General features: G+C 50.8%; 32 protein-coding genes and 1 other annotated feature. Of the genes, 20 read left to right on the forward strand and 12 right to left on the reverse strand.

All coding sequences use genetic code 11. From position 1 onward, the window contains the following. Window positions 1-78: 78 nt before the first annotated feature. Entirely contained in the window at window positions 79-495 is a 417-nt protein-coding gene (locus AC50Y3_RS08655; protein ID WP_494818364.1) for an O-methyltransferase, read from the forward strand. Between the two features lie 69 nt (window positions 496-564). On the opposite strand, the gene AC50Y3_RS08660 is transcribed toward AC50Y3_RS08655, so the two are convergent. The 3 genes from AC50Y3_RS08660 to AC50Y3_RS08670 all read right to left on the reverse strand — a co-directional run bounded on the left by AC50Y3_RS08660 (window position 565) and on the right by AC50Y3_RS08670 (window position 2,143). Then, a complete protein-coding gene (locus tag AC50Y3_RS08660) occupies window positions 565-786 on the reverse strand; it encodes an alpha/beta-type small acid-soluble spore protein (protein WP_494818365.1) in 222 nt (73 codons plus the stop codon). A 93-nt stretch (window positions 787-879) separates the two neighbouring features. Then, on the reverse strand, window positions 880-1,206 hold the full coding sequence (locus AC50Y3_RS08665) for a DUF1980 domain-containing protein (RefSeq protein WP_494818366.1): 327 nt from the start codon (window positions 1,204-1,206) through the stop codon (window positions 880-882). A 16-nt stretch (window positions 1,207-1,222) separates the two neighbouring features. After that, entirely contained in the window at window positions 1,223-2,143 is a 921-nt protein-coding gene (locus tag AC50Y3_RS08670; protein WP_494818367.1) for a permease, read from the reverse strand. 167 nt (window positions 2,144-2,310) lie between these two features. Beyond that, window positions 2,311-2,568: a binding site (T-box leader), on the forward strand. Between the two features lie 98 nt (window positions 2,569-2,666). On the opposite strand from AC50Y3_RS08670, the gene trpS reads away from it, so the two are divergent. Beyond that, window positions 2,667-3,656, forward strand: coding sequence for a tryptophan--tRNA ligase (gene trpS, locus AC50Y3_RS08675; protein WP_494818368.1), 990 nt, complete (start codon window positions 2,667-2,669; stop codon window positions 3,654-3,656). 43 nt (window positions 3,657-3,699) lie between these two features. Here the strand turns inward: trpS and AC50Y3_RS08680 are convergent, their stop codons facing one another. Next, window positions 3,700-3,876, reverse strand: a complete 177-nt coding sequence (locus tag AC50Y3_RS08680) for a DUF5325 family protein (protein WP_494818369.1) — start codon at window positions 3,874-3,876, stop codon at window positions 3,700-3,702. 117 nt (window positions 3,877-3,993) lie between these two features. On the opposite strand from AC50Y3_RS08680, the gene AC50Y3_RS08685 reads away from it, so the two are divergent. Then, complete coding sequence (locus tag AC50Y3_RS08685) at window positions 3,994-4,224, forward strand: alpha/beta-type small acid-soluble spore protein (protein WP_494818370.1); 231 nt, start codon at window positions 3,994-3,996, stop codon at window positions 4,222-4,224. A gap of 182 nt (window positions 4,225-4,406) precedes the next feature. On the opposite strand, the gene AC50Y3_RS08690 is transcribed toward AC50Y3_RS08685, so the two are convergent. Next, window positions 4,407-5,393: a metal-dependent hydrolase gene (locus AC50Y3_RS08690; protein WP_494818371.1), complete on the reverse strand. Its 987-nt coding sequence runs from the start codon at window positions 5,391-5,393 to the stop codon at window positions 4,407-4,409. A gap of 281 nt (window positions 5,394-5,674) precedes the next feature. Between AC50Y3_RS08690 and AC50Y3_RS08695 the strand changes: the two genes are divergently transcribed. Continuing rightward, window positions 5,675-5,992 carry a hypothetical protein gene (locus AC50Y3_RS08695; protein ID WP_494818372.1) on the forward strand — a complete coding sequence of 106 codons (318 nt, stop codon included), beginning with the start codon at window positions 5,675-5,677 and terminating at the stop codon, window positions 5,990-5,992. Here the strand turns inward: AC50Y3_RS08695 and gerQ are convergent. Together gerQ and AC50Y3_RS08705 are read right to left on the reverse strand one after the other, a co-directional pair. Next, window positions 5,949-6,467: a spore coat protein GerQ gene (gerQ, locus tag AC50Y3_RS08700; RefSeq protein WP_494818373.1), complete on the reverse strand. Its 519-nt coding sequence runs from the start codon at window positions 6,465-6,467 to the stop codon at window positions 5,949-5,951. The two genes, AC50Y3_RS08695 and gerQ, sit on opposite strands and share 44 nt — an antisense overlap. 45 nt (window positions 6,468-6,512) lie before the next feature. Further along, window positions 6,513-6,935 (reverse strand): cell wall hydrolase, encoded by a 423-nt coding sequence (locus AC50Y3_RS08705; protein ID WP_210656411.1) that lies wholly within the window; start codon window positions 6,933-6,935, stop codon window positions 6,513-6,515. Between the two features lie 316 nt (window positions 6,936-7,251). On the opposite strand from AC50Y3_RS08705, the gene cyoE reads away from it, so the two are divergent. Genes cyoE through AC50Y3_RS08720 form a run of 3 tightly spaced genes read left to right on the forward strand, consistent with a single transcriptional unit; the run spans window position 7,252 to window position 9,672 of the window. Next, window positions 7,252-8,112, forward strand: a complete 861-nt coding sequence (cyoE, locus tag AC50Y3_RS08710; protein ID WP_494818374.1) for a heme o synthase — start codon at window positions 7,252-7,254, stop codon at window positions 8,110-8,112. An 11-nt stretch (window positions 8,113-8,123) separates the two neighbouring features. Further along, window positions 8,124-8,744, forward strand: coding sequence for an SCO family protein (locus tag AC50Y3_RS08715; RefSeq protein WP_494818375.1), 621 nt, complete (start codon window positions 8,124-8,126; stop codon window positions 8,742-8,744). A 1-nt stretch (window position 8,745) separates the two neighbouring features. Continuing rightward, the gene (locus tag AC50Y3_RS08720; RefSeq protein ID WP_494818376.1) at window positions 8,746-9,672 is read left to right on the forward strand and encodes an AEC family transporter; all 927 of its coding nucleotides are present in this window, start codon (window positions 8,746-8,748) and stop codon (window positions 9,670-9,672) included. 45 nt (window positions 9,673-9,717) lie between these two features. Here the strand turns inward: AC50Y3_RS08720 and AC50Y3_RS08725 are convergent, their stop codons facing one another. The 3 genes from AC50Y3_RS08725 to AC50Y3_RS08735 all read right to left on the reverse strand — a co-directional run bounded on the left by AC50Y3_RS08725 (window position 9,718) and on the right by AC50Y3_RS08735 (window position 11,664). Further along, the gene (locus tag AC50Y3_RS08725) at window positions 9,718-10,092 is read right to left on the reverse strand and encodes a DNA primase (protein WP_091221147.1); all 375 of its coding nucleotides are present in this window, start codon (window positions 10,090-10,092) and stop codon (window positions 9,718-9,720) included. A gap of 110 nt (window positions 10,093-10,202) precedes the next feature. After that, complete coding sequence (locus AC50Y3_RS08730) at window positions 10,203-10,331, reverse strand: hypothetical protein (RefSeq protein ID WP_494818377.1); 129 nt, start codon at window positions 10,329-10,331, stop codon at window positions 10,203-10,205. A 127-nt stretch (window positions 10,332-10,458) separates the two neighbouring features. Beyond that, complete coding sequence (locus tag AC50Y3_RS08735; RefSeq protein WP_494818378.1) at window positions 10,459-11,664, reverse strand: MFS transporter; 1,206 nt, start codon at window positions 11,662-11,664, stop codon at window positions 10,459-10,461. A gap of 184 nt (window positions 11,665-11,848) precedes the next feature. On the opposite strand from AC50Y3_RS08735, the gene AC50Y3_RS08740 reads away from it, so the two are divergent. The 12 genes from AC50Y3_RS08740 to AC50Y3_RS08795 all read left to right on the forward strand — a co-directional run bounded on the left by AC50Y3_RS08740 (window position 11,849) and on the right by AC50Y3_RS08795 (window position 24,578). Next, window positions 11,849-12,304, forward strand: a complete 456-nt coding sequence (locus AC50Y3_RS08740; RefSeq protein WP_494818379.1) for a hypothetical protein — start codon at window positions 11,849-11,851, stop codon at window positions 12,302-12,304. A gap of 60 nt (window positions 12,305-12,364) precedes the next feature. Continuing rightward, the gene (locus AC50Y3_RS08745; RefSeq protein ID WP_494818380.1) at window positions 12,365-13,546 is read left to right on the forward strand and encodes a transglutaminase domain-containing protein; all 1,182 of its coding nucleotides are present in this window, start codon (window positions 12,365-12,367) and stop codon (window positions 13,544-13,546) included. A 25-nt stretch (window positions 13,547-13,571) separates the two neighbouring features. Beyond that, window positions 13,572-15,662, forward strand: coding sequence for a peptidoglycan D,D-transpeptidase FtsI family protein (locus AC50Y3_RS08750; RefSeq protein ID WP_494818381.1), 2,091 nt, complete (start codon window positions 13,572-13,574; stop codon window positions 15,660-15,662). A 429-nt stretch (window positions 15,663-16,091) separates the two neighbouring features. Further along, on the forward strand, window positions 16,092-16,844 hold the full coding sequence (locus AC50Y3_RS08755; protein ID WP_494818382.1) for a Cof-type HAD-IIB family hydrolase: 753 nt from the start codon (window positions 16,092-16,094) through the stop codon (window positions 16,842-16,844). A 7-nt stretch (window positions 16,845-16,851) separates the two neighbouring features. Then, window positions 16,852-17,328, forward strand: coding sequence for a DUF456 domain-containing protein (locus AC50Y3_RS08760; protein ID WP_494818383.1), 477 nt, complete (start codon window positions 16,852-16,854; stop codon window positions 17,326-17,328). A 19-nt stretch (window positions 17,329-17,347) separates the two neighbouring features. After that, window positions 17,348-18,070, forward strand: a complete 723-nt coding sequence (locus AC50Y3_RS08765; RefSeq protein ID WP_494818384.1) for a ThuA domain-containing protein — start codon at window positions 17,348-17,350, stop codon at window positions 18,068-18,070. Window positions 18,071-18,091: 21 nt separating this feature from the next. Further along, complete coding sequence (locus AC50Y3_RS08770; RefSeq protein ID WP_494818385.1) at window positions 18,092-19,735, forward strand: putative polysaccharide biosynthesis protein; 1,644 nt, start codon at window positions 18,092-18,094, stop codon at window positions 19,733-19,735. A gap of 119 nt (window positions 19,736-19,854) precedes the next feature. Beyond that, entirely contained in the window at window positions 19,855-21,495 is a 1,641-nt protein-coding gene (locus tag AC50Y3_RS08775; RefSeq protein ID WP_494818386.1) for a copper amine oxidase N-terminal domain-containing protein, read from the forward strand. 80 nt (window positions 21,496-21,575) lie between these two features. Then, window positions 21,576-21,926: a thioredoxin family protein gene (locus tag AC50Y3_RS08780; protein ID WP_494818613.1), complete on the forward strand. Its 351-nt coding sequence runs from the start codon at window positions 21,576-21,578 to the stop codon at window positions 21,924-21,926. A 160-nt stretch (window positions 21,927-22,086) separates the two neighbouring features. Continuing rightward, window positions 22,087-23,013 carry a COX15/CtaA family protein gene (locus AC50Y3_RS08785; protein WP_494818387.1) on the forward strand — a complete coding sequence of 309 codons (927 nt, stop codon included), beginning with the start codon at window positions 22,087-22,089 and terminating at the stop codon, window positions 23,011-23,013. A 44-nt stretch (window positions 23,014-23,057) separates the two neighbouring features. Continuing rightward, on the forward strand, window positions 23,058-23,762 hold the full coding sequence (locus AC50Y3_RS08790) for a Cthe_2314 family HEPN domain-containing protein (protein WP_494818388.1): 705 nt from the start codon (window positions 23,058-23,060) through the stop codon (window positions 23,760-23,762). Between the two features lie 27 nt (window positions 23,763-23,789). After that, window positions 23,790-24,578: an SDR family oxidoreductase gene (locus tag AC50Y3_RS08795; protein WP_494818614.1), complete on the forward strand. Its 789-nt coding sequence runs from the start codon at window positions 23,790-23,792 to the stop codon at window positions 24,576-24,578. An 86-nt stretch (window positions 24,579-24,664) separates the two neighbouring features. Here AC50Y3_RS08795 and AC50Y3_RS08800 read toward each other — a convergent pair whose 3' ends face one another. Beyond that, a complete protein-coding gene (locus AC50Y3_RS08800) occupies window positions 24,665-24,910 on the reverse strand; it encodes a NifU family protein (protein ID WP_090578360.1) in 246 nt (81 codons plus the stop codon). Window positions 24,911-25,000: 90 nt separating this feature from the next. Here AC50Y3_RS08800 and AC50Y3_RS08805 point away from each other — a divergent pair, with 90 nt between their 5' ends. Next, window positions 25,001-25,273 (forward strand): YuzB family protein, encoded by a 273-nt coding sequence (locus tag AC50Y3_RS08805; protein ID WP_090984765.1) that lies wholly within the window; start codon window positions 25,001-25,003, stop codon window positions 25,271-25,273. A 35-nt stretch (window positions 25,274-25,308) separates the two neighbouring features. Here AC50Y3_RS08805 and AC50Y3_RS08810 read toward each other — a convergent pair whose 3' ends face one another. Beyond that, the gene (locus tag AC50Y3_RS08810; protein WP_494818615.1) at window positions 25,309-26,376 is read right to left on the reverse strand and encodes an NAD(P)/FAD-dependent oxidoreductase; all 1,068 of its coding nucleotides are present in this window, start codon (window positions 26,374-26,376) and stop codon (window positions 25,309-25,311) included. Between the last annotated feature and the right edge of the window lie 14 nt (window positions 26,377-26,390).

Consider the following 26,390-nt stretch of genomic DNA (forward strand, 5'->3'; position numbering starts at 1 on the left):
CGAATATCTTGTCATATAATGGGCCTATTGGATGACTTGGAAAAATCATCTAAATAAGGATCGCGGAGGCGGAAACCTATGAATTTGGATACAATGCCTTTAACTCGTCAAGTGGACTTCGTCTTTAAGCAATTGGAAGAGGAGCTTCTTCACGCTCAAGCAGGAACTGTAATCATTCAAATTCGAAATAACGTGGTCGGTAAATATGGCATTCGTCATCATCCGATTGAAAGCCGAAACGGCCACATCGGTCAGTCAGAGCAGGGTATGACGCATGAACAGGTACAAGCCTTCAGGCAGATGGCGATCGATTCCATCAAACTGAAGCGGAACTGGACCCATGGCGAAATTATGTATGATTTCTCGGTACGCTCGGGCTCCTCTAATGCATGGTCAGCCAGCATCATGTTCGAGAGTAATTACAACATGGCGAGCAGCATGTTCCGGTATACGCCTAAATTTGCTCAGCATGCTTTCCGGGATTCTCCTTCATAGCACACAGCAAAAAGCTGCCTCGGCACTCTGGGGCAGCTTTTTATTTGCCTAAATTCGGCGATTTAACGATTAACGCGAAGATCTGCCAGCAAGTTGCATTTCTGCAATTTCAACAAGTTTGCGAGTAATGTTTCCGCCGATATAACCAGCATCACGAGTTAACATGTCGCCATAGTATCCGTCTTGCGCAAAAGAAATGCCAAGACTTCTTGCTACTTCATATTTCATTTGATCAAGCGCTGCGCTAGCCCCAGGTACGACCAACGAACCACTGCTGCGGTTGGAAGCCATCGTAATCACCTCCTTTGTGTACCCTTAGTATGGATTCGCTGGAAGCTTTTATACGAAAAGTTTGGCATTATTTAGAATGTAATTTTTTCCAATTTACAGGATGAAGCCAAGCGCAAGCGGAAGCAAGAACAAACCATAATAGAAGATATTTGCGAGCGTAGAGGAAGAAGGATCATGGTTGCAGTCACATGCGGCTGCATCAACGCCGCTCCAGCTGTCCCATGCGGAATGAAGCTGGAAGATGGCCGTTGCGAAGAGACCCATCGCAGCAAGCTTCACATAGAGGCTAAGGGCAGGCTCCACATATTGAAGCAGGCTTCCTGTTCGAACCAAGAAGATAATGAATATACCGAAGCAAGTCAGAATGCAGCATCTGACCAGGTGGTGGACGACGGCTCTGCGCTGCGCGGTTGATAACATTTTCTACGCCTCCTTATTATCGGAATATCAGTTTCTCCGTCACGATGGATAAGAACCATATTGCAGCTACCAAGTATAAACTGATCGCGATAATCACCTTGCTGCGGAATGCTGAGAAGAGCATCAGCAAGCTCTTCACATCGACCATCGGACCGAACACCAGAAACCCGAGAAGCGCGCCGGGACCCAAGATGCCATGAAACGACGAGGCGACAAAAGCATCCGAGGTGGAGCAAAGCGACAATGCGAATGCGGCGCCCATCATGAAGATATTCGCTGCAGCCGGGTGCTCGCTGAACGAGAGCAGTACGCTCTGATCAACTGTCGATTGCACAATGGCCGTTAGGAAAGCGCCGATAATCAAAAATTTGCCGATATCAAAGAACTCATCGGAGGCATGGTTGAAGGTAGCGTGAATACGTTCTCGGAAGCCGCTGTTCAAGCTGCCGTAATTGTAATTATGGCCGTAGGCGGACTCACCGGAGCGGCCTCCTGTAAACGAATGCATACCGAGCTTAAGCGGATTGCGCTTCATGAAACGAACCATGAGCAGTCCTAGCAGCATGCACACCACGAAAGCAAGTCCAATCCGAGAGTAGGCCATGGATGGCTGGGAGCGGAAGGCGCTCAGCGTCGAAGCAAACACGATGGGGTTAATGATTGGACCGGCGAAAATAAAGACCATTCCGATATAAGGAGGCATTCCTTTGCGAATCAGCCGCCTCACCACGGGAATCATGCCGCATTCGCACAAGGGGAGCAGCAATCCGAGCAAGCAGCCGAATAAGACGCCAACAAGCGGATGGCGCGGCGTCATTCGCGCAATCATCGCGTCCGAGACAAACACCTGCAGGAGCGCGGAGAAGAATACGCCAAGCAGAATGAAGGGGAAGGCTTCTATAATGATGCTGATGAATATATGCTGGAAATCATGCATGGCAATTCGAGGTCTCCTTTCGGGCGAGGAATAGGCCAGGCTATTCCCTACGTTACAAGGTATGCTTGAAGTGAGCCAAGCAGGACAGCCGCCCGGAGACATTTTTAACAATGAACAAATGGGCGCAGAGCGCTCTTGACTTTTCATCCGGAGGGAGTATAATTCACGTAAATGCAATGATGGGAAGAAGTAAGCGGGAATTGATGCTTCAGAGAGCCGGTGGGTGGTGCGAACCGGTGCATGCGTCCGACTGCCGAATGGATCCTTGAGCAGAGATGAGGAAAGCGGTTCGAATGGACCTGCCGTATGCGTCTTCGTTTCGCTTCGCGTTAGGAAGCTTGAGGTTTACAGAGCAGAGCGCACTTGACGTACGCAAACGCTGCTTGTAAACAAATTAGGGTGGCACCACGGTCCTCGTCCCTTGCGGCGGAGGGCTTTTTTTGCGTTCAATTTTGTCGATTCAACGAGGGTCACAACAAAGTGATTTCAACCAAACCAATCCAACATAAGGGAGGAACCGACTATGCCACGCGTATTATCCGGCATTCAGCCAAGCGGTCAATTGACACTCGGCAACTACATCGGTGCGATTCAAAACTTTGTTAAACTGCAGGAAACCCATGAATGTTACTTCATGGTCGTAGACTTGCATGCGATTACGGTGCCTCAGGAGCCGGCGGCGCTCAGAGAGCAGACGGAATCGGTTGCGGCGCTGTTCATCGCAGCAGGCATTGATCCGGCTAAGGCGAGCGTATTCGCGCAATCTCATGTATCTGCGCATGCGGAGCTGGGCTGGTTGTTTACGACGCTTGCCTATATGGGTGAGCTGGAGCGGATGACGCAATTCAAAGACAAATCAACAGGCAAGGACTCCGTCGGTGCCGGTCTATTCGTTTATCCGACGCTGATGGCTGCCGACATTCTCATGTACAATGCGGACCTCGTACCGGTTGGCGACGATCAGAAGCAGCATCTGGAGCTTACGCGCGACCTGGCGCAGCGCTTTAATCAACGTTACGGCGAGATGTTCACCATTCCGGAGCCGTACATTCCGAAAGTTGGCGCACGCATCATGTCGCTCGATGACGGCACGAAGAAGATGAGCAAAAGCAATCCGAACCCGGCCAGCTACATCGCGCTGCTGGATCCGCCTGATGTGATCCGCAAGAAAATCAGCCGTGCAACAACCGATTCCGGACGCGAGGTAAAGTTCAATCCAGCCGAGAAGCCGGAAGTCAGCAACCTGATGAGCATCTACTCGCATTGTGCGGGGCTTACACTTGATGAAATCGAAGCGCGCTACGAGGGGCAAGGATACGGGGCATTCAAGAAGGATCTGGCAGAGCATGTTGTTGCGAAGCTTGAGCCGCTGCAGCAGCGTTATGCGGAAATCCGCAGCTCCGGTGAAATTCATGAAATTCTGAAACAAGGCGCAGAGCGCGTGTCGGTCATTGCCGATAAGACGCTTCGCGATGCGAAAGAGAGAATGGGCTTCCTTCTGCCTCGTTCTTAAGTTTCCTATATTGTAAGAAGCAAAACGCCGCAGGCAAGGGACTTTACCCTTGATTGCGGCGTTTCATTTTGGCATTTACGACAAATCCGGCACCGATACTGCAGATGGTTAATATGAACATCAGCACGGCAAGCCATCCATTATAGCTAATGGAAATAGCTGTCGCGCTCATGAGCAATACCGAAAAAATCGCGAAAAACAAGGCCATTGGCTTCGACATTCGAGCACTCTCCTTAACCTTATAAAATTGTTTATAAACTTTAGCATATTCTTCTCGCAAACGAATCATAATAAGTTTGCAACACACCATCGTAAGAGATGAAAGGAGAAATTCCACATGGCAGGACAACAATCTCGTAGCAGCAATACGCTGGTCGTACCGCAAGCAACCGCAGCGCTTCAACAAATGAAGTTTGAGGCAGCGCAAGAGTTGGGTATTCAAATTCCTTCAGACGGCTACTATGGCAACGTCTCGACTCGAGACGCAGGTTCATTGGGCGGATACATCACTCGTAAACTCGTCCAAATTGCGGAACAGCAACTATCGGGTCAATCCAACTTCCGCTAGAACGCTGCTAAGCAACAAATAATTACCGAAGAGTAACAGTCAGAAGCTCAAGGGCAGCCTTGAGCTTCTGCTTTGTGTGTCTGCGCGACCGAACGTACTTATTGTTTCTTTCGAATAAGCTTCTTAAACTAAACAAACATGCGAAAAGCCTCTTCTATTGTGCAAGAAGAGGCTTCTCTAAGTCAATACGTATTCATTCTCAGCCGCTTCTGCAGCCGATCCTCGCTTAACCACCCGACATAAGAGCCTAACGTCTTAAATTCGGTATCCATCAGCAGCACCCCGACAAAAGGATATTGCTTGCGATGACGATAGCGTACATCCGACCAGCGCACCTCATAGCCCCAAGGATGCTCCTGCACCTCGGCGCAGGCGAAGGAGGTGAAGTAGAGAAAAGCACGAATGGAATGATCGTTCTTGGACTTCTCCACTGCCGGATGGTCAGAACATTTCGCCCGGTCCATCCAGCGCAGCTTGCCGTTCCGGTAGTCACCGATTAAGAAGGAGTCGTCGGGGCGGCGTTTCACGACATTCCAATCATATAAGGATATGGTTGGAATCAGAATATAACGGTCTCCGGCTTCATGCACGGTATCGATGCGCACGAGCTGTTTCTGCAGTGCGTGATGGGCTGCCGTACGCCAGCAATAATAGACAATCAAGAAGGCGTAGAGCAGCGGGAATACAATTTGCGGATTACCGATCTTAAGCCCCCACATCACAATCGCAATGAGATGAGCCAAGAAGATAACCGGGTCGAAAATATGGATAATGTTCCAGGAAATCCATTTCTGATTAAATGGCCGCATGGCCTGCGTACCGTACGTATTGAACAAGTCTACGAATACATGGACGACGACCGCGAGCAGTACCCAGCCGCCGAGATGAAGCCATGGAAGCTGAAAGCGAAAGATCGTTTGCAGCAGCAGTGTGATCAGCGCGGCCCAAATGCCAATGGCCGGCAGGGAATGTGATGCGCCGCGATGGTTTCGAATGTAAGCCGCATTGCTCTTGAATCGAAGCAATCCGTCGAGATCGGGAGCTTGCGAGCCAAGCACTGTGCCGATCAGAACGGCGGCATAGAGCGTTTGGTCGGAGGCGACGACCGGATCGACAGAGGCGAGCCCCGCGAGTCCAAGTCCCATGACCAAATGCGTTCCGCTATCCATACAGGGAACCTCCTCGTGTTAGCATATGCCTTGGTGTGGAAATGCACAATTTGTGTCAATATAAGAAAGTATAAGTGTCTCACCTTATACTAACCTTATATCTCACCGGAATGAAACACGTTGCACCTCCAAGAGGACGGCGGCAGCCGTTTCACTTCGATACTTTTATATGTACGCTTAAGTATTTTCCGAATCGTGGGCGATTATAACTAAATATTTGTTAACGCCGAAATGGGCCGCATTACGCTAACTAAATTTACTGTCGAAGGGAATAACAGTACATGTATATCTGTTTTGTAGAATATCATATCGCACCTGAAAATGAAGCCTTGTACCGACGCTGGATATCGGACAAGCCCGGCAACGGCGAGGCGTTCAAGCTGTATGAAGGCACGGATCAGCCGCTGCTCTTCGTCGAAGTATGGGAAGCGGCGAGCGAAGAGGAAGCGCTGCACATCAAAAAAGAACGCTGCGGGGAGCGTTCTTCTTGGCATGAGATGTCGCAGTGGGTGCCGGGCGGCAGCCCTAAAGTCCACGCATGGACCTTTAAACCGATTAGCGGCCTGTCGGCACCGGCGCCACCGGCGTCGTATTTGTAATGGTTTGGCCGTTAAACGTGTACTCGTAGTTGATCGGGCCATCGAATGTAACGTAATCGAGATTAAGCGTAAGCAGTAAGTAACGCATTCCTGTCGACGGATCGCTGATGATGATATGATCGCGTCCGGCGGCTTCGATGATACCGCGGAATACTTTGGCGTTCCATTCCCGGTTGTTCTCGTACGTCATATAAAAGGTAGCCATTTTACCGCGGTTCATCCGCAGAATATTCTCTACATAAGACTCTTCACTCGCCGGGATTGTAACGACATTACCGCCGGCCGGTGTAACGAATGAACCGCTTGGTACCATTGGCGGAGCCATAGAAGCACCTGCTACGAAAGGCGTTGGCACCGGTGTAGGCATTGGTGTCGCTGTCGGATGCTGGTAGTAGCCGTAGCCATACCCTCCTCCCGGAAACCCTCCCGTATTTGCTGGACTAACCGCTGTATTGTACCCATAACCGTTTGACATAAGAATTAATTCCTCACTTTCGCTTTATCAACTTTAAAGGGATCATTAATAAACTGCCGGACACTCGCTCTGTTTCGGAGAATAGAAGCAATGTGCCTTGAATTTACCAACGAGCCTCTGATCCCACCATGTTGGAGGGCAGCTGCCGGCCGGACGGAAGTACCATAATGAGTTCGTTGAAGGCCACAGGCGTTCACCGTTTATGACGCGCTTGGCCAGCGCGATCTCATTGTCTCTGGCAGCTTGATAGAAATAGCCTTTCTGCGTTGCTTCGAATCCCCCGGGGCTTTGGTATACCATCTGTTGAATGGTGCGAATGTTTTTGAAGTCGATACAGTTACCCAGCACACGGTTGACACCAACATTACCTACCATCAACATGCCCTGGTTGCCTTCGCCTTCAGCTTCAGCGCGGAGGAGCCTTGCAAGCAGTTTGACTTCTTCGGAGTTGGATTTAATAGCTGCCATATCGCCTGGATTCCACTTCCTTTCGATCAACTATAAGCAAGTATTCGTACTCGCCATACCTTGCTTATATTGCTGAGGGAAGAAACTTGCATCGCCACAAGAATGGCGAAAAGCCGTTTCTTCTTGCGGTGGGCCATTGACCACATTGATAGTGTATTGAGAAATGGGCAAAATGGTTCCATAAGGTGTCAAATTCATGAACAAGAACCGCGAACATTGTCAACAGCTTGTTTTTTCGGTATGATAAAGAACGATTTTAAAACAAAAAAGATGGGTTAATTTTCACTCATAGGCATTGGAAGCGGGGAGACTGGCTGTGTTTAAAGAATATGTGGCCCTGACAAAACCGAACCTAGTACGATTGAATGCTTTCGCGGGGTTTGGCGGGTTTTGGGTCGCTTCCAAATGGGATATTGATTGGTTGCTGCTGCTCTACATGCTGATAGGATCGGTACTCACGATGGCTTCGGCATGTGTCATTAATAATTACTGGGATCGTGAGCTGGACAAGAAGATGGAACGCACGAAGAATCGCGCGCTTCCGACCAATCGACTGAGTCCGACCAACGTTTTGGTGTATGGTATCGTACTTGGGATTGCAGGCGTTACCGTGCTGTTCACCTTGGTGAACCCGATTAGCGGCTGGCTTGGATTGCTTGGGTTTTTCGTGTACGTCGTTATTTACACCATGTGGCTGAAACGCACTTCGACTTGGAGCACGTCCATTGGCGGCGTTTCAGGCGCGATGCCTCCGGTAATCGGCTATTGCGCTGTAACCGGCGTTGTAGATGAAGGCGCATGGCTGTTGTTCGCATTGCTGTTTCTGTGGCAGCCGGCTCATTTCTGGTCGCTTGCGATTAGACGGGTGGAAGAATATCGTGCGGCAGGTTTTCCTTTGCTGCCGGTCGTCAAAGGCGTTCATCGCACGAAGCTGCAAATGAACCCATACATTCTGCTGTTGATTCCGACAGGAATTTTGTTCTTCACTTATGGCTACGTTGGTTATGCGTTTCTCATCATTTCGCTTCTTGGCGGGGTGCTCTGGCTGGTACATACCTTGATCGGACTGAAGGCACAGGATAACAACAAGTGGGCGAAAACGAATTTCATTATTTCCATTAACTATTTGATGATTGTATTTCTAGTCATGATCGTCGATACGAACGGCATCGGTTAGGAGGGCGATTCATGCCTATTGTACGCAAATACGGATTTACGATTGCTGTGCTGGCGCTATGTTTGGTCATGGGACTTTACTTATATCTCTCGTCAACGAAGGAAGCAAGGCCGAATTTAGACCAGAATTTGAAGGCGCCGAACTTTCAACTGACGGATTTGGATGGCAAGCAAGTAACGCTTGATGATTCGGACGGCAAAGTACGCGTCATCTATTTCTTCTATGCGAACTGTCCGGACATCTGCCCGCCGACGACTTATCTGATGACGCAGGTGCAGGATAAGCTCAAGGAGAGCGGATCATTCGGCAAAGACGTAGAATTCATGTCGATTACCTTCGATCCGAAGCGTGATACGGCAGAGGCGATGCGGAAATTCGCCGGGAAGTTTGACATCGATACGAGCGGCTGGAAGTTCCTCCGCGAAGACAGCGAGGAACAGACGAAGCAGCTGATGAAGGACTTCGGACTCGGACTTATCAAGGATGAGGCAACAAACTTATTCACGCATACGGACACGATCACGTTCGTGGACCGCAAAGGCGTTGTGCGTAAATATTTAACGGGCTCGATCGACGAAACGCAAAGTCCGGAGAAGATTGTTAAAGTCATAGATGCATTGGTTGAAGAGTAGCATGGTCATATTCTTATCGATATTATGGAACAACATCATCCCGTTGTCAGTCATGATTGCTATAGGCATCACGCTGCATCGGGTTTTTTCTTTGGACATCAAAACCTTATCCAAGCTGAACTTTTACTTATTTTCGCCGGCTATTATTTTTAAATTATTGTATACGACGGAAGTAACATTGAAATCGGCGATGACCGTCCTGCTGTTCTTCGTCGTCTTTATGGGGCTTATGTATGCTTCTGTGGAAGCGGTCATTCGGCTGAAGGGAATTGCCGGGGGACGGCGCGGGGCGATGCGAAACAGCGTGCTGTTCTATAACAGCGCGAACTACGGCATACCGCTTAATGAGCTTGTGTTCGCTTCTAATCCATACACGCTCTCGATCCAAGTGCTGATCATGATGCTGCAGGCGCTGCTGCCGAACACGTACGGCATCTACAGCGTCAATGCGCATCGAATCAGCGGCAAGGAGATAATACGGACGATTCTCAAGCAGCCGGTCATCTATGCGATCCCGCTCGGGTTTCTGATGCGAGGCTTTCATATTCCGATCCCGCATGCTTTATCCGTACCGCTTGATTATTCGGCTAATGCGTTTATCGGCACGGCGCTTGTTACCCTTGGCGTACAGCTGGGGAGCATGAAGTTTTCCGTTCACAGCTTCATGGTGAAGGAAGTGCTGATCTCATGCAGCATGCGGCTCTTGCTCGGACCGCTATTGGCCTTTGTCGTGGTGTGGCTGCTTGGACTGGAAGGGCTGATGGCACAGGCGCTCATTGTATCCTCAAGTGTCCCGACCTCACTGTCCAGTGTTCTGCTCGCAGTGGAATTCGACAACGAGCAGGAATTTGCTTCGCAGGCCGTGCTTGCCTCTACCGTACTAAGTATCGTAACTGTTACGCTTGTGATCTTCGTATTGAACGTTTAGCTTCTTGCAATTATAGAATTCGATTACCTTAGAACTTAGTAGAACTTAGAATCCATCTTCTTTACTCCATATGGCGGTGCCTTGAGCAGGATACACGATGTATTCCTCGAGGCCCGCTTTTTCTAATTGTTCGATTAAGTACTCCTCTGGCGTCTTCTCCACGCCGGGAAATCCGCGCCGCGTATGGATATGGTCCGCATCCGGGAATGCATCCCGCAGCATGCCTCTGATTCGTCTGCCGGAAGCATCATTATCGGTGAAAATGTACGCGTGACGGTCACCGACCTGTCTGCGCAGCTTCTCGATTTGATTGACACCTGGGGTGCCCATCGTGCAGAAAATCGGAGTCTCCTCCGCAAGCACCCGGCGCAGCCGGCTTCTGTCGTTCTTGCCCTCTACAATGATGGCGATATCATCCATCGCAGTCCTCACCTCTTTCCACCATCTTATAATATTGTATACCAACTTGAAAAACGAAAAACGGCTTGCCGATTGGCAAGCCGTTATGTCCGTGATCTAGGAGGTGTGGATTAATACCAACCGCCACAGCCGCAAATTACAATGACCAGCAGGATGAAAAGCACCAGGATGGAACCAGCTGAGGTAAATGCGCCATGATGGCCATGTCCTCCGCGTTCAGCATCTACGAATTGAGACATTGTGAATGTCACCCCTCTTTCGCATGATGTCTAACAGGGCGTTTGGGGCTCTGCTTCACTGAGTAAAGCATTCTAGCCTCTTGCCACACTGTAATGTATGCCCCTGAGTGATAACAGCCCTGTGCAACTACCCAGTTCCGGAAAAATGGGCGCTGGAGCTTGATCCACCGGCTTTCGTAGGCGAAGCATAGAACGGGAGCACGCAAACGGCGATCATGAGGCTGAGGAATGCGATATAGTAGGGCGAGATAAATTCGCGCAGCTGCCCGGCAAGCATCGGACCCATGAAGGCGCCAATGGAGAAGGCGATGGATAAGATCGAGAACATGCGGCCATATCGGGTTCCGCCGCTTCGTTCGATGAGGAGCGAGGATAGCGCCGGGAATATGACGCCCTTGGCCATGCCGACGAATAGCAGCAGAACCATGAACGGGAGCGGGACACCGGCTGCGATGGCAAAATAAGTGAGCGCCAGCATGAAGGCTCCCCACAGCGAGCGTAGAAATGGCGATAGCTTGTTGAGAAACAACATGCTGAGCGTGAACAAGGCGCCGAGGCTGACAATGGAGAACAGCAGCCCTGTCGTCATCATTCCTTCCTTCGTGGTCGACATGAGCGGCAGCTCGAAGGAAAGGATGCCCTGTGCGCAGCTCATCGCAATCGGCAGAATGAAGATTAGCCATGGTATGGGAGGCGGCGCCTCCTCTTTCCCTCCCCGCATGCCAAGCGCCTCGGCATTCGTTTGCGCTGCCAGCGCTTTGGACTCCGGCGTTGTTGCTTTCAGAGGCGCTAATTCGCGGATGAAGAACAGTGCGCATACTGCCGTTACAATAAGAATCCAGCCGAGCACGTTGAAAGCCGTCGTGAAGCCGATCTGCGCAACGAGATAAGCGCCGACCGCTGGCGAGATGACCGATGCGACGGTGTGCACCAGGCCATTGCCGGCCATGAGCTTGCGCTGCCGGATTTGGCTTGTGGCAATGCGCGCGAGCAGCGACATGCAGGCTGGGGATAGAAAGGCGAGCACGAAGCCGCTGATCGAACGGAGGACCAGCAGCTGCCAAGGATTCGTCACCATGGCTTGCAGCAGCAGGATGCCGCCTGCCGCGGCAAGGCTGAAGACGATAAACAATCGGCTGCCGTAGCGATCGACTCCATAGCCGGCTATGAGATTGCCCGGCAGATGGGTGATGGAGTAAAGTCCCATCATCAGTCCGATGAAGGACGGCGCTGCGCCGATCGACACGGCAAATGGGGTTAAGATGGGATACTGGGCATGTAAATCAAAGAACGCCACAAACAGAAACAAATAAAGCCAAATCGCAGTTTTCACGGGAATCCTCCTTCGGATTTGCATAAACGCGCAGCGATATCCATGTGGACAGTATGTTACTACTTGTACGCTTGGCCGGGCTGTGATATGTCTCGGAGGCCCACTTGGTTTACGCTTGTAGGGTCATGGGTTATAATGTTTTGTATGTAGACTTTTTGGCGGGTATAATGGAGGAGACCAATCGATGGGCTTGGATTTTAACTATGATTTGGACACGTATGTACAATTCTTCAAGGACAAATGGCTGTTTCTGGTTATAGCGCTTGTTGTGCTGTTCATCGTCGTTCGTATTGTAAAGACGGTCGTGAAATGGCTGATCGTTGTGGCTATTCTTGCCGGCGTCGTATTTTATAGCGGACATTCGCTTGAAGAATTGAAGAATCTCGGATCCGAGCTCGGTACGAAGGTAGCGGACAGCGTGAAGCAAGAGGCGATCTCGGCGATGGCCGGCGAAGCGCAGGATGCTACGTTTACGACGAACAGTGACGGAACGTTTACGGTGAAGACGAAGAACCTGGAGCTTAACGGCACGCCGGGCGAGAAAGAAGTGAAAGTGGCCTTCCGCGGTACGTCGCTTGGCACTTGGAAGATCGATGCGACAATTCAATCCTTAATTGATCAAGCAAAGAAGAACGTCTAGACAAGGGCTGATTGAAGGACAAGCCTGATTGCGTTTAGGCGAAAGGAAGGAGGCTTCATCATGAATGCTTGGGTCGCTCCCTTATTGAAACCGGAACCGGTCGCGCTCATGGTGCTGATTATCCTGCTTGGCTCATTCATTCAAGGCATGAGAAGAGGTGCGTCGGGATCCGCGAAGCACCTTTTCTTTTTTATTTGGCAAGCCGTTTCGGTCGTAATTGCACTTGTGCTTGCCGGTAGAGGTGCTTCGCGGCTATCTCCGGTAGTCCGTGATTGGCTGGAGGCCAGACACATTATCGTGCCGAAGGAAGAGCTCAGTGCAGTGAAAGAGTTATGGTACACGGTAGTAACCAGCTTGCGAGATTTTGAGCTGCTGCGGTTCGGTGTGCTGTTTCTGGTGCTTTATTCGCTTGTCCGCTATTTGCTTCGCCTGCTTGAGCCGCTATGCTACATGCTCTATGATGCGCTGATACAGCCGGCGAACCATGCGGATCGGGTGAGTCGGAGCAGCAGGACTTCCGCTTACGGCAAGCTCTCGGGAACAGCGAGTAGGACAACCGGGGCATTGATCGGCGCTCTGCTTGGCGGCGGACGAGCGTTTCTTGTCATTGCCGTGTTGTTTGTGTATGTCACGCTTGCTCCTCATGCATTAGGAGCGGACGCGATTCGGGCTTCGGCAATTTACAATAAGACAGCTGCGGAGCTGCTGGACCCGGTGGCCGGCGATGTGTTGAAGCGCGGACCGGTTATTACCGATGCGGTTCAAGCTGAGTTTCGCCGTGTGCTGCAGCGCAAATATGAGGTCATCGATGCAGCGGTTCCTGCCAACATTGAGGCAGCCGCGGCAGAAGTGACGAAGCATTCGAATAATGACGAGGCGAAAGCGCGGGCACTCTATGACTGGATTGGCTCGCGGATTGCATATGACTGGGATAAAGCCAATAATTATGTAGAGCAAGGGGTTTGGAAAGAACAAACGCCAACTGAAACTTTTGATACCCGAAAAGGCGTCTGTATAGATGTGGCTAGATTATATGCTGTGATGGCGCGTTCGGTGGGGCTTGATGTGCGGGTAGTTACAGGACTCGGCGCAACGGGTAACGGTAGTTATGGACCCCATGCTTGGAATGAGGTGCGTTTGGCAAGCAGCGGCGCTTGGATACCGCTAGACGCAACATGGGCCTCCTCAGGCGATTGGTTTAACCCGGCAGGGTTCTCGAGCACGCATATAAGGGAAACTTGACCGTGTAGAAAGGAGATTTATAGTGGTGCAGGATGATCCGCAGAAGCGGGAGATTGTGAACCGGCGAAATTTTTCGTTCCGGTTGAACTTATTCTTTTTTGCTACGTTTTTTGTGTTCAGTGTACTTATTGTTCGGTTAGCTATTTTGCAGTTTGTAGAAGGGCCCTCTCTGCGTGAGGAAGAAGAGAAGCGGGGCTCGAAGGATGTCCTAATCCCGCCGATTCGCGGCAATATTTATGATTCGGGCGGTGCGCCGATTGCTTATTCCACGTCAACGCAGTCGCTCCACTACAGCATTGAGCCGGGAACGAAGAAAGCAGATTCTATCGCGATGGCCCAGAAGCTGTTTGAAGTTTTTCAGAAATACGGCAATGCGAAGACCGCGGTGACATTAGAACAAATTATTAAAAATATGGACTTGGATTACAAGAAAAATACGGTTACCGTCCCTAGGCGCATCAAGAGCGGGCTGACTCAGCAAGAGATCGCCTATTTCATGGAGAACCGCGACTTGTATCCGGGGATCGATATCGTTGAGGAAAGCATTCGTCATTACGATACGAGCAAGTTTGCCGTCCAATTGGTCGGCTACTTGAAGAAATTCGGCGGCGGGGCAGAGAACAATCTGTATAAGGACCGTGCCAAAACCGACGATCCTCGCCTGAAATATTTGCAGCAGGAGGATGTCGGCTACGACGGACTCGAGTATATGTTCCAGGATGTGCTGCGGGGCAAGAACGGATTGAAGACTTATCCGGTTAATGCTGCAAGCCGTGTTATTGGACCACCGGTCATTACGAAGCCGGATAAAGGCGACAACGTGTATCTGACCATTAACCGCCACGTTCAGGAAGTAACGGAACAAGCGATTATGGATCAGCTTCATTTTCTGCAGACTACGCCGGATCGTGAGCGGCATGAAGATAATGCGAAAACCGGTTATGCGGTAGCGATGGAAGTGAAGACCGGTAAAATCATTGCGATGGCCAGTATGCCGGATTACGATCCGAATATCTGGGAAGGCGGCACGATCAGCAAGGATGATTATGACAGCATCCAGTACGTGCTGCAGAACGGGACAATCAGTTCGGTCATCGGCCCTTACAGTGATCCGAAGGAGCAGCGCAAGCATCCGTCTTCGGTTGTCTTCTTAGGCTCGACGCAGAAACCGCTGTCGGTTCTGATCGGTTTGAATGAGAAGCTGTTTACGACGACTACATCTTATACGGATACAGGCTCCTTCTACTACGGAAGAGCAGGCTCGACGCGTCGGCGGATCGGGAATGCCAAAGGGCATGTGTACGGAAGATTGGATCCGGCATCGGCGATTTCCCATTCCTCTAACCCCTTCATGGCTCAAATGGTCGGGGACGCCCTCTACCGCAAGAATCCGAAGGACGGCGTAGAAATCTGGGATTCCTATGTGAAGCAATTCGGTCTTGGCGTAGATACGGAGAGCGGGCTCCACAACGAGAGCAGAGGCGTTATCGGTTACTTCCATGAGAAGGAGGCTGCCAGCGTCCAGTCCGCGCTTATTCTGGCTTCCTTTGGCCAGATGGGGCGTTATACGACGCTGCAGCTCGCACAGTACGCAGCAACGCTTGCGAGCCACGGCAAACGGATGAAACCCCAGTTTGTAAAAGAAATCCGCGATGCCGACGGCAAGGTTGTCCAGAGCTTCCAGCCTGAAGTGCTCAATACGATCAATTTCCCCGACAAATACTGGGATGAAATTGAGACGGGGATGCTGAATGTTAGCGTGACCGAGTTCAACAACGCGCCGTACAAGGTGCTCCGCAAAACAGGAACATCCCAGCAGCAGGTAAGCGGAGCGACGGTGGAGAACTCCGTGTTTATCGCGTCTGCTCCTGCAGAAGATCCGGTCATTGCGGTAGCCGTTGTAATTCCGGAAGGCGGCTTCGGTGCATTCGGAGCGGCTCCGGTTGCGCGTAAGATGCTCGATGCTTACGACGATGCGATCGGCCTGAACGGTGTGCCGAAGAAGCCGAAGGTGCCGGCGGCGCCACCGACGACGGGGACTACCGGAACTACAGGTACCGCCGGGACTCCGGCTGGCACGACTGCGCAGAACGGCAAGACGAATACTACTCCATAATGTTGCTGTTCCATACGAATATAAGGGGTTGTCCCGAAGTCAATTTGGCTTCCGGGGCAGCCCTTTTTATGTGGTCCGCAAGTTGCACGAGAGAAACATTTTTGCATAAGATAAAACATGAAAGGATGCCATCCATTACCGCAAGGGGGGATCCATATGCGCCGTTCCAAGAAGCACGCCGCCATTCGCCGCCTGCTTTATGCTATTTTATTGCTAACCGGTACACTTCTGGGGATTTAACAGCAAGATGGAACACAAATAGCACAAGATTGTATAACGCGTTTACGTGCAGGACTCACTATAATTAGAAAAGGTTCCAAATGCGATTGCCGCCGCCTACAGGGCAGGTTTGGATTCTGTTCAGAATGTGCTAAAATTGGTACATTGATCGCTTGCAGCAGCTGCAGTTCGTTTTATAGGGAGGGCTTCATGGGAACAATCAAGCTAGTCGCACTCGATATGGATGGAACATTGCTTAACGATCGGCAAGAGATTAGCGGTGAGAATGCGAAATGGATTCACAAAGCGCTGGATGCCGGCGTTACCGTTTGTTTTGCGACCGGACGAGGCTTTCCGAGCGCGCTGCCTTATGCAGAGCAGCTGAACCTGGAAACACCGATGATTACGGTGAACGGTGGGGAAATTTGGAAACGTCCGCATGTGCTTCATAAACGTACCTTGATGTCGGCATCTACGTTGAAGCGGCTTCATCAGGAAGCATTGAAGTATCCGGAATGCTGGTATTGGGCCTATTCCACAATGGGCATCTACAATAAGGAACAGTGGATCGACCCTGCCGGCGATTATGAGAATCATCATTGGCTGAAATTCGGTTATCATACCGAGGACGCGACGACGCGCGAAGCCATTCTGAGAGAGACTTCAAGCTGGGGCGGGCTGGAGATTACGAATTCCTCGCCGTGGAATCTGGAGATGAATCCGGAAGGGGTATCGAAGGCTTCTGCCATTCGTGAACTGTGCACGCTGCTTGGCATCGACATGTCGCAAGTAGCGGCGATGGGCGACAGCTTAAACGATATCGCAATGATACGCGCAGTCGGCTTAGGTGTTGCGATGGGCAATGCGCAGGATGAGGTCAAGGCGGCGGCGGATATCGTAACGGTGCATCACAATGAGGATGCGGTTGCGCGCGTGATTCAGGACTATGTGCTGAGGGGATGAGTACAGCATGGAGATAGCCGGTTGGATCTTAGTTATCATCTTGTTTGTGATTGGTATGGCCGGAGCCATTTATCCGATTCTGCCGGGTGCGCTTGCGATCTACGCGGCATTCTTCGTTTATGGCTTCTTTATCTCGTTCTCTCCGTTTGGGTTCTGGTTCTGGACGATCCAGTCGTTGATTGTCATTGCGCTGTTCATAGCGGATTATGCCGTCAGTGCTTGGGGCGTCAAGAAGTATGGGGGCTCCAGAGCCTCGGTTATTGGCAGTACAATCGGACTGATCGTCGGTCCGTTCGTCATTCCGGCCTTTGGTATCATTCTTGGACCGCTGCTCGGCGCAGTAATCGGTGAGCTGTTTACCGGCGCGAAAGTGGACAAGGCTCTCAAAGCGGGACTTGGTGCGGTAGTTGGGTTGTTTTCCAGCATGGTCGCCAAATTTATTATGCAAGCGGCTATGATTATTATTTTTTTCATTTGGATCTAATTAGAGGAGGCAGACGAAGTTGATTAAAGTTACAGTATGGAACGAGTTTATGCATGAGAAAACGAATGAGGCCGTTATTAAGGTTTATCCGGATGGGATTCACCAAGCTATTAAAGCAGGTATCGGCACGGACGGTTTCGAAGTAGCGACAGCTACATTGGAACAGCCAGAGCACGGTTTGACTGAAGAAGTGCTTGCGAATACAGACGTTCTGATCTGGTGGGGCCACATGGCTCACGATAAAGTGGAAGACGAGATCGTTGAGCGTGTACATAAACGCGTTATGAATGGCATGGGGCTGATCGTGCTTCACTCCGGTCACTTCTCCAAGATCTTCAAGAAGCTTATGGGTACAGGCTGCGACCTGAAATGGCGCGAAGCGGATGAGAAAGAACGCATCTGGACGGTTAACCCGGCTCACCCGATCGCAGCAGGCCTTCCGGAGTATTTCGAAATGGAGCGCGAAGAAATGTACGGCGAGCACTTCGACATTCCGCAGCCGGATGATCTGGTATTCGTCAGCTGGTTCGAAGGCGGCGAAGTATTCCGCAGCGGCTGCACATGGCACCGCGGCCAAGGTAAAGTGTTCTACTTCCGTCCCGGTCACGAGACGTACCCGACTTACTACAACGAAAATGTTCTTCAAGTCATCAAGAACGGAATCCGCTGGGCAGCGCCATCGCATGCCGGAGCGCCGGTTCGTGGTCACCATCAACCGCTTGAAGTTATCAAAGCGAAATAATGTTTGCGGTCAGGAGAACAAATGGTTAAAAAAGATTCTTTAATCAAAGGGACTATCATCCTCGCAGCGGCAGCGCTGGTCGCCCGGTTTCTCGGGATCTTCCAGCGCATTCCGCTGGATTATATGACAGACAGTCAAGGCGGCGGTTACTTTACCGTCGCTAATAATATTTATTTAATGCTTCTTATAGTAGCAACCGGAGGCATCCCAAGCGCAATCAGCAAAATGGTCTCGGAGCGTTACGCGCAAGGCCGCCCGGATGAGGCGAAGCGGATTTACAAAGCTGCGCTTTTATTCGGTTCGATTACCGGTGTAGTGATCACGGTGCTGCTTATTGTGTTTGCGCCGTTCTATGCGACGCATATCGCTGAGAATCCGGGGGCCGATCTGGCTGTTCGCGCCATCGCACCTGCACTGCTGTTCTTCCCGATCATTGCGATGATGAGAGGTTACTTCCAAGGCCGTCAGCTTATGGCAGCCGGGGGCATCTCTCAAATCATAGAGCAGGTTCTTCGTGTTATTACGGGGATCGGACTAGCTTATATCGTTCTGGCATGGGGCTGGGGACAGAGCTGGGTTGCCGCTGCAGTGACATTCGGCAGCGTTTTCGGTAGTTTGGGCGCTTTCTGCGTGATGCTGTATTACGCAAGGAAGCTGCGCAGACATGATGCGCTTGAGAAAGCTGCGGCTCCTGCGACTGGGTCGAGTTCGGCTGCTCAGCCGGGTCGTACATCGCTTTCATTCAAGAAGATCTATAAGGAAATGTTCCGAATATCAGTGCCGATCGTCATTACCTCGATGACTGTGCAGTTTATTTATGCCTTCGACTCCTCGTTATTCATGAAGCTGACGCACGGCTATTACAACGTCGCCGACGCGCGTCAAACGCTGGATTGGCTTGGGTTAAAGGCGCAGGCACTGGCAGGCATTCCGCCGATTCTGGCGATAGCGCTAAGCCAATCGATGATTCCGGTCATATCCGCCGCGTATTCGGTGCGTAATATGACGGAGGTGGAGCGTCAGGCATCTCTCGTTATGCGTATCGTAGTCTTTACAGGCGTGCCGGTTGCGCTCATTATGACTATCGCCGCTACGTCAATTAACGGCTTGCTCTTTGCTAGTACGGGCGGTAGCTTGGCCATTGCGGCTCTGACGGCAGGCACGATTTTTCAAATTACGATGATGACGAGCAATACCATTCTAACGAGCATGAACAAGCCGCACATGCCGATGCGTCATGCCTTAATCGGTATCGTCGTGAAGGTTGTGACGAGCCTGGCTCTGGCGCCGTTCATGGGTGTTTACGGTTTGATCCTGTCATCCACGATCTGCTTTATGACAATCGCCTCGCTCAATTTCCGCGCGATCCGCAAGGAAATTACGCTCTCTATTCTTGGGCAGCGTTGGACTGGCTACGCCATTACGATTGTTGCGGCATCAGGGATAGGCTGGCTCATCGATTATTTATGCAGGCACTATATCAGCGGCATTCCCGCTAAACTGACCTTTCTGATTTCCTGTATCGCTGCAGGAGGCATTTCGTTCGGACTTTATGTCGCGCTGCTTGTGCTGCTTCGTGTCGTGAAGGCCGAAGATGTAAGGCAGTTCCCGGGTCCGCTGCGCAAGCTGTTAAACCCGCTGATGCGAGTAGCTTCGCGTTCCTAGGCCGCTGGATTGTTATTCCCACAACTTCCTCTTCATGGTAAAATTGACTTTAGTCTTTTTTACCTTGGAGAGGAGTTTTTTTATTGAAGAAGTGGCCTAGGTTGTGGAGAAATTCATGCTTGCTGCTATTATCGCTTCTCGTATTGGTTATGGCCGGATGCCAGGCTCTAGGCGGCGTGGATTTCAATGCCATGCTGAAGCAGTCTTTGAAGGTTACCTCGTATGAAGGCAGTCAGACGGTAGAGTTCAAGCTGCTGTTGAAGGAAAATGCGCTGGAGGATGCTGCGGGCGAAGAGAAGGCCGTGCTTGACTTGCTGTCTTCGATCAAGCTGCAGCTTGATCATGTGATGATGGTACAGGCCGGTGCCATGTCCGTTACAGGTAAGTTGTCGCTAGGGGAGAAATCCATTGCATTTAACGCTCAGATGGATGACAAGCTAACGGTGATTGACCTTGAAGGGGCAAAACATCCGATTGTATTACATATGGCTAACCTTACTACTCCGGCTGTTCCGGCGGACAAAGCTGAACTTGATCTTGATACTGGTACGGAAGCGCAGCTGACGGAAACCGTTAAGCAGATGATGGATGTCGCAGGCGACTACGCCATTCACAATTTGCCGAATCCGAAGCATCTATCCGTCAATGTCGGGCAAGAGCAGGTCGCCGGCGAAACCGTGAGCGGCATGAACATTCATGCGGAGCTGACAGGTCTAGAGCTGTGGGATTGGGCCAAATCCTACGTTGAGGCGCTCCTTAGTGACAAAGCAGGGCTGAAAGAAATGCTCACCCAATTGCTTGAGCTCGTTCAAAGTCAAAGTGAAGCCCTGAAATCTACCGGTGCAGAGAGCGTATTCGGTTCGCTGCCTGAAGAAGAGATCGATGGGGAGAGCGTTCAGGAAGCGACCGACAGTGTAGTGGAAATGCTCACAGAGCTGAAGGATGAAATCGCAAAGACGGAGTTGAACGAACATGAGCAGCTCAATCAGATCTTTACCAAAGACACGTATGTGAAAGGCGATCTGTTTATAGACAGAAAGCTCGATATTCGCAAGTCGGTGATCGAGGCATCGATTAAACCGGATCTTGCAGCATTAGAAGCGGCTGATCAGGCAGATCGGGAAGCCGCAGAGTCAGCAGTCGGAGCTGCTGACGGGGAGGAAATGTTTGCAGACGTTAATATTGGAGAACTGGAAGAGTCCACTCCAATAGAAGGCATATGGCTCAAAGTGACATCGGATCGCTGGAATGTGAACGGCAGCGTGACGCCGGTTAAGCCGGTTGCACCTCGGCTTTCGATCGATGGCGAGCGACTGATGGAGATGGAGGGTTACGAGGTGCTGCGCACACTCGAGCCGGATTCCGTCTTATACAGCCTCCTCCGCGACCAAGGGCATATGAATAAACAAACAATCAAGATGTATGCCGAGTACAGTGCGAATCCGCCGATTATTACGCCTGACGGCATAACGCTGATTCCGCTTCGCCAAACCGTTAATGGATTGCATGCAAGTATTCGGAAGGAAGCAGGCACACTAGTTGTATACGATGATGCCACCGGATCAACGCTAGGGATGAAAACGGGCAGCGGTAGTGTTACAGTAAACGGAAAGAACGTAACTTGGAGCTTTCCGCCAACGGTCATCAATGGCGTCACCTATGTGCCGGCACGCGATTTCGCGAAGGCACTTGGTGGAACGCTGCAATGGAGTTCAGACGAATATGAAGATGACTATCTAATCATTTCGCGCGAGCTATAACGGTTAGTTTGCAGTTTGCTTGAAGTTTCGAAGGCGATGAGTAATTAAGGCTTTCACTTTGAAAGGAGTACGGAATGACTATGCAGATGATTACAACGGAACAAGCTTTTCGAGATGCCGTAATCCGCGAAGATCTCGTAACGGTTGCGGTTTTCAAGACGACCTGGTGCAAGGATTGCCATTATATTGAGCCATTTATGCCTGATATCGAGAGCAGCTATGGGGACCGCATTCAATTTCTGCAAATTGACCGCGATGATTTGCCGGATCTTTGCAGCGAACTGAACATTCTCGGCATTCCAAGCTTTATCGCGTTCAAGAAAGGGCAGGAGCTAGTTCGTTTCGTGAGCAAGCTTCGCAAGTCTCGAGAGGAAATCGAGCAGTTCCTGGATCGTGCCGTACAAGTGGCCGAGGCGCTTCCAAGTTCATAACGAAACCCCGGGTCCGGGAAGCCCGCAATGTGTCCAAATCGGCGCAGAGCGGGCTTTTCTGCCTTGGAGTGAGGGCTGCCTGTGTTCACAGTTTGAACATGGTATTTGCCATCATAGTTCGTTATAATTGGAGGTGATTCTTTCCGGAAGTTAGGTGGATATGTTGAATTCTAACCGATATCGTGCACTTGCTATTGTAACGTGCATAGGGATGTTTTTGGTGTTGATCGCCGGCGCGCTTGTGACGAATACAGACTCCGGTCGCGGTTGTGGAACGGATTGGCCGCTTTGTAACGGCAAATTTATACCGGCGTATACGATCGAATCGTTAATCGAATATTCGCATCGATTGATTAGCGGCGGCATCGGCTTGCTTGTGCTTGCAACGTTCATTGCAACGCTGAAGTGGTACCGCAAATACAAAGAGCCGATTATTTATGCGTCAGGCTCGGGTTTTTTCACCCTGTTGCAGGCTTTGCTCGGCGCTGCTGCGGTCGTATGGCCGACGACGCCTGCCGTTCTGGCTCTTCACTTCGGGTTCTCCATTATGGCGTTTATGTTTACGATGCTTCTCCTCTTATGGACAGGGAGGATGAAGAGAGGCGAGCTGACGGACAAGCCTGCCGCTCGTGTACCGCAATCCGTGTTTTACTTGTCATTGGCTATACTGATTTACAGCTATTTCGTTATTTACCTTGGTGCCTTCATTAGGCATACGGATTCAGCAGGCGGCTGTATTGGATGGCCGCTTTGCAACGGCGACCTTGTTCCTGATATGGAAGGTGCCACACGGTACGTCTTCATTCACCGCGTTGCTGCTGCATTGCTGTTTGTTTTGATTACCTGGTTAATGGTTCATGTGAAGCGGGTCGCAAGCAGCAACCAAGCGCTTCGTAGTACAGCCGTGCTTGCATTCGTGCTTGTCGTCAGCCAAGTATTGAGCGGTGCGTTGCTTACGGAGACGATCGGCAATGAAGATTGGTTTGTGTTCACAAGCATACTGCACAATATCATCATATCGATCTTGTTCGGGATACTGTGCGACTTTATGATTCGTGCGTGGAAGTGGCGCGAAGGACGGGGTTAATGCATTTCTAAGAAGACAAGTTGTAACTTCGGGAGGACTGCCTAATGCTTAGAATGCTGTTTGGTGAACCGCCGCGTGTCTTGGATGGAAAGATGCTTGAAACCGTGCAGGCGATGGAGCAGTACGCTGCAGCGCTTCATAAGCTGATTGAGCAGAGTCATGATGAGAATCACAAACTTCGCAAATACGAAATTTACACGCTTGGTCTTATTTCTTCGCTGGATGAGCTTGAGCAAAGTCAATATGCAGCCCGCAAATTCAGCGCCATGATTACATCCGCTTCCTATTCGGATATGTCGCCGGAAGAGCAGTTAAACTATCACCGCTACGTGTACTTTGACAAGAATGCCTTCATCCGGCTGTTCTCGCTGCTTGATAAGCTGGGGACGCTGATGAACGACTATCTGGGCTTGCAAACGGAACGCGTTAAGCCTCATTTCTCCTATTTCACTGTCTTGCGTACGATGGTGCAGCGGAACGCTTATTCAGAGCTCGCGCTGCCTCTTTACGAGCTCAAAGAGCTAACGAAGCCGACGATGAACCGAATCCGCAAACGGCGGAATACGGAGATCCATTTCATGAATTCGGAAATGCAGGATGATTTAAGACAAAGCCATGATTCATATTCGTACCCGCACCAACTGGAGAATATTACTCAGCAAATGGGTGATCTGGATGAAATGATGGATATGGTGCTGGACACACTTAAGCTGACCTTTCACCATGCTTATCGTCAGATGAGAAAATGATCGGAACTTGGGAGGGTGCCCATGGAGCTGAAAGGACGAACGGCTTTAATTACAGGCAGTGCAAAGGGTTTAGGCAAAATGACAGCCATCTCGCTCGCTCAAATGGGCTGCGACATCGTGCTGAACTATAAATCAAGCGAGCAGGAGGCGCTCCAGCTCGCAGAGGAAATTACGCAGCAATTCAGCGTCCGTGCAACCGCTATCGGTGCTGACATCGCCGTTCAAGACGACGTAGCGCGCTTGGCGGCAGAAGCGCAGGCTTGGTCGCAAACCGGGAGCATTGATATTCTGATCAATAACGCCGGCCCATTCATTCGAGAGCGACGCTTGTTCGCGGATTATACCGCAGAAGAAGTGATTGGCTTAGTCAACGGCAATTTACTTGGCGTGATGCTGCTCGATCACCACTTGCTCGCAGGGATGCGTAACCGGCAGTGGGGACGTATCATTCACTTTGGCTTCGGTCATGCCGGAGAAGGCCGGGCATGGCCTCACAGAGCCGTCTACGCGTCGGCTAAGACGGGTCTCGTGTCTTTCACAAAGACGCTCGCTGTCGAAGAGGCAGGCAATGGCATTACGGTTCACATGGTTTGCCCGGGCGATATACGCGGCGTGAACAAGGAGCGGACAATCGCAGAGGTTGCCGGGGAGCAAGATGACGAGTCGCCGAGAGGGCGTCCCGGAAGCGGAGAGGATGTCGCCCGCGTCATTACGTTCTTATGTTTACCGCAATCGGATTATTTGACAGGCAACATCGTCGATGTCACCGGCGGCTTTGATCCAATCAAAACCTCCATTAAAACTTCATCCAATTAAAACAAAAGAGTCTTGCCATAACCGCCTAACAGGCCGGATACTGGCAAGACTCTTTATTGTAAATAATGGGTGAAGAGGTTAAGAGATTAGAATACTTGCATAACCTCTTGTACGCCTTCGACTTCTTCAAGCAGAGCGCGTTCAATCCCTGCTTTAAGTGTAATTGTCGAGCTTGGGCAGCTGCCGCAAGCACCCACCAAACGAAGTTTTACGATGCCGTCCTCTACGTCGACGAGTTCAACGTCGCCGCCGTCGCGCTGCAAGAACGGGCGCAGCTTGTCAAGAACATCCAAAACTTCATCGTACATTGTGCTTTGTGCATTTTCACTCATTGCAATCCACTCCTTTCTCCCCTATTATAGTACAAAGCAGAGCAATTGAAAATGGATATCAACCACTCAAGGCTAGGTGAACGAATAAAAATGTTAAAAACTATGATTGAATTTTGTGCTAGCAATATGCACCATGGCACCGACCGACTCATGAAAAAGCTAGAGGAAAATCCGGATTATGATGTCATCGAGTACGGATGCCTGGGCAATTGCGGTGAATGTTATTTGGCTCCATTTGGTCTCGTGAATGGGGAGATCATCGCCGGCGAAACCATTGAAGAGCTGGAAGAGCTAATGATGAAGGCCATTGTCAAGCAACAAGCTGACCGTGAAGCATTAGATCGGCTTATCGATGATATGTAACCCATACTATTAGTTAGGTTCCATATCTTACTAGTTTAGCCGAAATGATGCTTCGACATCCATAAGACACCGCTCTTTAAAACACGCGGTACGCGGCCCATCAGCGGCGTACGGCCCATGAGACCGAAGCCGGCTTTCTTACCAAGCGAGCCAAGAACGCCTTTAAGCTTGATTTTGCCTAGCTTAGGTGTCTTGCCGCTCCAGATCGCCTGCATGACTTCTGCGACTTGCTTGCCTTGTCCTTCAGCGGCTTGTGCGCTTGGGGAGAACGGCAGGGAGGCGCAGTCGCCGACGATGAATACATCGTTGTAATCCGGCAGCTGGTGGTGCTCGTTAATGATAAGACGACCTTGGGCGTCTTTAGGCAGGTTCATGCGCTGAACAAGCGCTACGGGTTGAATACCCGCTGTCCAAACCGTTACATCGGATAGAATAGGGCTTGGATTGTTCTGATCATACAAGCAGCCTTCTTCAAGCTTATGCAAGGATACATGTCCCCGCATTTCCACTTCATGCTCGATAAACCACGAAGAAACATATTCCTGCAGCTTACCAGGGAATGCTGACAGGATGCTCGGTCCGCGATCGATAATGCGGATGTTGAGGTCAGGACGACCTTCGCGCAGCTCGGATGCAACTTCTACGCCGCTCAAGCCACCGCCAACAATCGTTACTTGTCCATATGGCTTCACATCGTTAAGAGCCAAATACGTCTTACGCGACCCGGAGAACGTCTGAATACTGTTGGAATACAGCTCCGCGCCATCAATGCCATGATATTTGTCCGTACAACCAAGTGCTACTACGAGCCACTCGTATTCAAGCGGATCTTGACCGGCAAGCTGGATATGCTTCGCATCCAGATCGATATCGGTTACTTCGCCGTAAGTGACGATTAGACGTGGATCCGAAGGGAAGGCAACGCGCAGATCAATATCTGCAGCCGTTCCCGCAACTAAAGAATAATACTCCGTTTTCAACCCTTGAAACGGCATACGGTCAATAAGAACGACGATGGTGTCGTCCGGAAGTTCACCCTCCAGCAAGGAATGGGCGACTGTAAGACCTCCATAACCGCCGCCAAGAATGACAAAACGCTTCATCAAAATCCCAACTT

This window comes from Paenibacillus sp. J22R98 (genome assembly GCF_059383835.1).